The 5,628-nt window shown below is 32.0% G+C and carries 4 protein-coding genes and 1 pseudogene; 3 read left to right on the top strand and 2 right to left on the bottom strand.

Annotation, left to right across the window (positions count from 1 at the left end; translation table 11 throughout):
• Positions 1-168: 168 nt before the first annotated feature.
• Positions 169-900 (top strand): hypothetical protein, encoded by a 732-nt coding sequence (locus RMN92_RS06865; RefSeq protein WP_309608724.1) that lies wholly within the window; start codon positions 169-171, stop codon positions 898-900.
• 607 nt (positions 901-1,507) lie between these two features.
• Here the strand turns inward: RMN92_RS06865 and hutI are convergent.
• Entirely contained in the window at positions 1,508-2,746 is a 1,239-nt protein-coding gene (gene hutI, locus RMN92_RS06860) for an imidazolonepropionase (RefSeq protein ID WP_309608723.1), read from the bottom strand.
• 310 nt (positions 2,747-3,056) lie between these two features.
• Here hutI and RMN92_RS06855 point away from each other — a divergent pair, with 310 nt between their 5' ends.
• Both RMN92_RS06855 and corA read left to right on the top strand, forming a co-directional pair.
• Positions 3,057-4,331 carry an OmpA family protein gene (locus RMN92_RS06855; RefSeq protein ID WP_309608722.1) on the top strand — a complete coding sequence of 425 codons (1,275 nt, stop codon included), beginning with the start codon at positions 3,057-3,059 and terminating at the stop codon, positions 4,329-4,331.
• Positions 4,332-4,397: 66 nt separating this feature from the next.
• A complete protein-coding gene (gene corA, locus RMN92_RS06850) occupies positions 4,398-5,468 on the top strand; it encodes a magnesium/cobalt transporter CorA (RefSeq protein WP_309608721.1) in 1,071 nt (356 codons plus the stop codon).
• Positions 5,469-5,500: 32 nt separating this feature from the next.
• Here the strand turns inward: corA and RMN92_RS06845 are convergent.
• Positions 5,501-5,628 (bottom strand): annotated as a pseudogene (locus tag RMN92_RS06845) (IS1595 family transposase); the annotation flags it as partial.

Raw genomic sequence — 5,628 nt, 5'->3', positions numbered from 1 at the left:
AAACCGCCAAGTTACATATTATATCAATTATTTTTAACACAATTATATAAGAATATTCCAAACAATTAAATTTTATTGCGCCATTAAATATTTTAACAAATACTTTGCATTTTATTTCTAAAAATAACAATATGTTTGACAATAATTAATTTAAAACATTCATTTACTATGGACAAAGTAACAAGAAAGTACACTGTCAAAGACGTCGATATGCTAGTTTCAGCATCAACAATTTTAGAATCTGCAATAGCAAATAAAAGATTGCTACAAGAAAAAAGAGCCACATGGGCAGATCCTTTTTTCGAAAACATTTTGACCAATATCGACAATGCAATTCAAAACTATCTCGGTCTCGATAATGCAAAACAACTTCGCGAAGCAACAAAAAAAGTTATAGAAATTCAAGCAATAGCTTTAAATGATTTGGTAGAAGCAAAAACTCAAATCTCAGAAGATTTTAAAAAAAATAAACCCCTTCAAACTGAAATATTAAACCAGCTGGGTTTCACCAATTATTTGGCAAATGCTCAAAAAAGTGACCAAGAAGCATTAATAAACCTACTGTATCAATTCAAAAAAAACCTAACCAGCGAACTCAAAGCACAAATTGTAGCTGCTGGTACCGCTGTTACAACTCTAGACAAAATTGTAGGCTATGCAGACAATCTTACCAAAGCAAATGTAAAACAAGAAGGCTCAAAATTCACCCGAACCGAAATGACAACAGAAGCCATCAACGTATTCAATGACATCTACGACGATACCATCAGTATTTGCAGAATTTCAACAAAATTTTACAAAGACAATCCAGCAATACAACAACAATTTAGCTTCGCAAAAGTGTCTAAAACATTAAATTTCACCAAAAAAGCTGTCGCAAAAGCAACTACCAAACAATAATCTATACACAATCAATCCAGCCATTAAAACCAATAAGACAATGGCAAAACAATTATAATCCTAACAGAAAACAAAAATCTGTTAGGATTTTTAAATTATAACAATCATTAATAAAATCATCACTCAAATAAACTCATATTTCCTACATGGTTGAAAAATCCGTGAAAATCAGCTAAATCTGTTAAATCTGTGGCAAAAAAATAAATGACAACCCTATCGAAAATTAAACAGCGTTGAACATCAATTCATTCACTATACAGAAGTTAAAATCTGCTACACAGAAATTAATATATGCATCAAAGAAGTTAATATATGCTCGAAAGAAGTGAATACATGCTCGAAAGAAGTTAACATCTACAGCAAAGAAGTTAAAATCCACTACACAGAAGTTAAAATCCACTACACAGAAGTTAATATATGCTCGAAAGAAGTTAATATATGCTCAAAAGAAGTTAATATATGCTCGAAAGAAGTTAATATATGCTCTAAAGAAGTTAATATCTACATCAAAGAAGTTTATTTATGCTACACAGAAACAAATGAATATGCATACAAAGCACCACTATTGAAACACAAGCAACAAACAGCCCAACAAAAAAACCATTGCTTACCCCATAACTTCTCCCGCAACAATCACCATATCAATTACATCACTCCCAAAAGAATACGGTATTTGATAATAACTATTCAATGGCTTAGTCACAATCAAATTAGCTACTTTCCCCACCGTAATACTGCCATGTGTTTTTTCGATACCCATAGCATACGCCCCATTTATAGTAGCTGCATTTATAGCTTCGTTGGGTGTCATTTTCATTTTAATACAAGCCAACGATACCACAAAATTCATATTTCCCGAAGGCGATGTACCTGGATTAAAATCTGAGGCTAAAGCCAATGGCAAACCAGCATCGATAATGCTCCGTGCTGGCGTATACGGGATGTCTATAAAAAACGAACAACTAGGCAATGCCACAGGCATAGTATTTCCATTTTTTAAGGCCAAAATATCAGCATCGGTCACAATTTCTAAATGGTCAACAGATAGCGCTTCCATTGCTACACATTTCGCAATACCGCCAATAGCAGTAAACTGATTGACATGTATTTTTGGAACCAAACCATACTTTTTGGCTTCCCTCAAAATACGCTCTGTTTCAAGAACCGAGAAATAATTGGTTTCTAGAAAAACATCTACAAAATCTGCTAAATTTTCTTTCGCAATAGCGGGCAACATATCATGAACAATCAAATCAATATAAGCAGTATGATTTTCTTTGTAAGCAGTCGGAAAACTATGCGCACCCAAAAAAGTGGACTTTATAGTAACAGGATAATTTTCTTTCAACCGTTTTATTACTCGCAACATTTTAAGCTCGCCTTCCACGGTAAGTCCGTAGCCCGATTTTATCTCGACCGCCCCAGTACCCAATTTTATGACTTCTTCCAATCTAATTTTAGATTGTTCGTAAAGCTCACCTTCTGACATTTCATTCAACTGGATGGCAGAATTTAAAATACCACCACCACGCTGTGCAATTTCTTCATACGTAAGCCCCGCAATTCGGTCTACAAATTCGGTTTCTCTGTTTCCTGCGTATACAATATGTGTGTGGCTGTCGCACCAAGCGGGCAAAACTATTTTTCCTCTAGCATCAATAATCAAATGGTTTTCTGTAGCAGGACAATTGTCCATGGCTCCAAAATCTGAAATTAAACCATTTTCCATAAGCAAATAGGCATTTTCAATTTTGGGCAATATGTCCATCAATTTACCACTTACTTTTGCAATAGCAGATGTTCTAGTTTGTAATAATTCTTTAATATTAATGATTATTGTTCCCATGTTTCAAATTTAATAAAATAAGGCAATGAAAACCCAAACTCCTAATAATAATAAGTTTTTTAACCAGATGTTGCTATGTAGTCTCTGATAAGCAAAGCGACTTCATAATATTATTTTTTTCTATGAGCCTATGTGGTTTAACATTTTAATAAATTAAACGATTCTAATTCAATTTGATGACATTGTAAATGGAAAATGTAAAACTTTAATCTTATTTTATTAAGTTTGTGTTTTAAATCATTTTTTTTGAAATGATGGTATAAATCCCCATAGTTTATTTTATTGTTCCCTATTAAATATATAATTTAAAATGTCAGTAATTTTATCAAACGCAATTGAAAGCCATATTACACACGAGGTAACTTATGCTTCAAGCAAAATTTTAAATGAATTTGAAAACGGAATTTCCAAAGCATCTCATATTGCTATTCCCTCCATTTTAAAACAAATAACAAACCAATCCGCTGACAGTGATTTGTTGAATAAAGTTTACGAGCTAGTAGATCAAATCTCAAGTAAATCAGATAACATTTTAAACAACCTATCGGAAGTATTGGTCGAAAATGAACCTATAAAAAAATTAGGAATCACATTATTGGATACTATTTTCGATAAAAATTCAAATACTGTTTCCACAGAAATGGCTTCAGAATCTTTTATTAAAGTCGATTCTGCCAATCAAATTTTAATAATGAGTGCCGTATTAATACTGGCTCATATCTCTAAAAAGCAGATTTCAAAATCGGAAATTATAAACATTCAAGAAACTCCAGTTCCTATTATTGAAAAAAAGGAAATAAATTTGGACAATTTTGAAACATTGGAAACCCACGAATTTTTGAAAGTGGAAACCAAAAAAGAAATGGTTAAAAAGCCGAACGATAGTACTATAAAACCTGTAGCCAACTCCAAAAATGCTACCACAGAATCCAAATCTTTTTTCGAAAAAAATAGCATCTTACTCATTATAATATCAATAATTGCTGTTTTTGGCATATTGTTTTTCTTTGTGGCTTCGTCCAGAGAAAGTCAAGTCATAACCGAGGCACCCAAAAAAGCAATGCCTATTGTCAAAGTTGAAACACAACCCCAAATTATTACTGCGGTAGACATAACCCAACTTGGTGATTTTATTGATTTTACTTTGCCCAACGATGCCATTTTGCACGTTCCAGAAAAAGGATTTGAAAAAGGTTTGTTGGATATGGTTTTAAACAATTCAAACTCATTGGACGAATCAAATTGGTGGCTAAATTTTGACAATATGTATTTTGAAGCAAGAGATACAAAATTTAAAATAGATTCTGAAGAGCAAATTAAAAACTTGGCTCAAATCATGAATTCATTTCCCAAAGTTAAAATTAAAATTGGTTGCTACACCGATAATCTTGGCGATAAACAAAGCAATCTGTTGCTGTCTGAAGCCAGAGCACAATCATTAAGAAGTGCGCTAATCGTATTGGGAGTTCAAGCCAGCAGACTAACCGCTGAGGGTTTTGGTGATCAATTTTCTATATCGTCAAATGATACAGAAACCGGTCGAGCCGAAAACAGACGCATAGCAGTTAAAATTATTGAAAAATAATATTTGCACCTAAAATAAGTTTTGGCTTAAACAAATGAACCGAGATAAAATCAAAAATTAAAAATTTTGCGAAAAATAAAATACAAGGTAGGCAAAAAAGTGCAACCCGTTTATTTGGAATATACTGGAATACACAAAAATAGTAAAACAGAATTGCAGCTTTTTGTTTATGACAACCATTACCTTAAAGAAAGTCAACATTCTCATTTAAAGGAGTTTAAATCTGAAATTGATTTTACTAAAATTAATTGGCTTAATGTGCATGGTCTCAATAATACCAATGTAATAAAAGACATTGGAGAATATCTGACCATAGATAATTTTATGCTAAGCGATATTTTGAATACCACCAAAAGAACTAAGATAGATGAGTACCATGATATTTTATTCTTCAATATAAAATCATTGCTACCCATAGAAAATTCTGATAATATTCATGTTGAACAAATCAGTTTTATTTTAAAAAACGGGATTCTGGTATCTTTTCAAGAAAAAAAGAGTGACTTTTTTACGCACATTCGCGAACGCTTGCGTACACATTCGGGCATAGTGCGTGCCAAAAATGCAGACTATTTGTTGTATCTTTTATTGGATGCCATCATGGAAAACTTTTACATCACTATTGAAAATGAAGAAGACAAAGTGGAATGTTTGATTAACTTATCCAAAACAAATGCTAGCCCAACCACACTTGAACAGATTGAAAAACACCGAGACAATTTCAACTTTTTGAAACGATCCATAATACCTTTGCGAGATTCATTGTATTCTATAAAATCAATGAAAGAAGATAATGTTTTTAATGCTATTGAAAAAGAAAATTACAGTTTTTTTGATCGGTTACACCAAAAATGTTTTGAACTTTTAGAACAAATCGAATACGATATGACTACGCTTGATAGTGCTTCCAATTTTTTCTTTTCTGCACAAAATCATAAAATGAACGAAGTAATGAAAACTTTGACTGTAGTTTCCGTTTTTTTTATGCCACTTACCTTTATAGTCGGTGTTTATGGAATGAATTTTGACAATATGCCAGAACTCCACTGGAAATATGGCTATTTTATTATTCTAGTTGCTATGTTTGTTTTGATTCTAGGAATGTCCATTTATTTCAAAAAAAGAAAGTGGTATTGATTGTTTTGAGATAGTATAGTTTGTATCTCGGTTTATTTACCACAAGTTACTAATGCAATAGTAATTCTATCAAATAAATACTCTCCGAAGTATCTTCTATTAAGTTTGTAGCAGAACTCATCAAGATAATTTTGAAGATATATACCTTTCATTTTGTGAT

The sequence above is a fragment of the Flavobacterium sp. genome (assembly GCF_031363805.1).
GTDB lineage: Bacteria > Bacteroidota > Bacteroidia > Flavobacteriales > Flavobacteriaceae > Flavobacterium.
This window is presented reverse-complemented; position numbering and strand designations above follow the sequence as displayed.